Genomic DNA, 1,113 nt, shown 5'->3' with positions numbered 1-1,113 from the left:
CGGAAGTGGTGCGCATTATAGGGGCTCAGAATTAGCCGTCAACACTAAAGCGGCTTTTTTTCAGGAAACATCCGAAATCCACTTACATAACCGCCAATGCCACTATCCGGACAAAGAAAAGCCCCGCCGCGAGCTGGCGATACGCCAGTCACGGCGGGGCTTGTTTGGAGCCCGCCCTTTTAGAGAACCGCTTTCTTGCGGCGACGCATAAGGAACTGCACAGGGCCGGAAAGCGCATAGGCCAGGAAGATAAGCAGGAGAACCCGTGGCGGGTCGCTGAAGATGACCGCGAACACCAGCACCACGATAAGGATGGCCACGAACGGCACACGCCCTTTCAAGTCCAGATCCTTGAAGCTGTAGTACTTGATGTTGCTGACCATCAGCAGGCCAGCGGCAGCCACCATCAACGCGAACAGCATCACCAGCGGGATCGGCATATGCACACCTTCCACGCCGAAGTCGCGCAGCGTCCACACGGTTCCGGCCACCACACCCGCTGCCGCCGGGCTGGCAAGACCAATAAAGAAGCGCTTGTCGACCTTGCCGATCTGCGTATTGAAGCGCGCCAGGCGCAATGCCGCGCAGGCGACATAGATGAATGCGACCGTCAGGCCAACGTTGACCAGCCCGGACAGCGCCCACTCGTAGGCCAGCACTGCCGGTGCCAGGCCGAAGGCAACCATGTCGGACAGCGAATCGTACTCAGCGCCGAAGGCACTCTGCGTATTGGTCAGGCGGGCGACACGGCCATCGAGGCTGTCCAGCACCATGGCGACGAAGATCGTTACCGCGGCGACTTCGAAGCGGCCGTTCATTGCGCTGATGATGGAATAGAAGCCTGCGAACAGATTGGCCGTGGTGAACAGGTTGGGCAGAAGGTAGACGCCGCGGTGACGAACCTTGCGCCCCTCGGCGTCGTGACCTTCTTCGATGTGTTCATCGATGGGCAACAGACTGTCGGCCAGGGGGTCTTTTTTCGGTTCCTCGGGTTGATCGGTCATTAGCAGTACCTTGCAACGGATTCGTAAATTGGACAGGGTCGAACATTCAGGGTTCGAGCTTGCGCCTGCGTGGCGCTTTATACCAGAACGGGCCTGTAACGAAAAAACG

The 1,113-nt window shown here is 58.7% G+C and carries 1 protein-coding gene; it reads right to left on the bottom strand.

The window, feature by feature from the left end:
- Window positions 1–179 precede the first annotated feature (179 nt).
- The gene (gene pssA, locus B2X67_RS20605; RefSeq protein WP_090223533.1) at window positions 180–1,004 is read right to left on the bottom strand and encodes a CDP-diacylglycerol--serine O-phosphatidyltransferase; all 825 of its coding nucleotides are present in this window, start codon (window positions 1,002–1,004) and stop codon (window positions 180–182) included.
- Window positions 1,005–1,113: the final 109 nt, after the last annotated feature.

The sequence above is a fragment of the Pseudomonas sp. UBA3153 genome, assembly GCF_002364635.1.
GTDB classification, from domain to species: Bacteria; Pseudomonadota; Gammaproteobacteria; order Pseudomonadales; family Pseudomonadaceae; genus Pseudomonas_O; species Pseudomonas_O kuykendallii.
The sequence above is the reverse complement of the archived record's forward strand: the minus strand, read 5'-3'. Positions and strand labels throughout refer to the sequence as shown.

Coding starts and splice junctions, on each gene's coding strand:
- pssA (WP_090223533.1), bottom strand. CDS start 1,004: ATGACCGATCAACCCGAGGAACCGAAAAAAGACCCCCTGGCCGACAGT.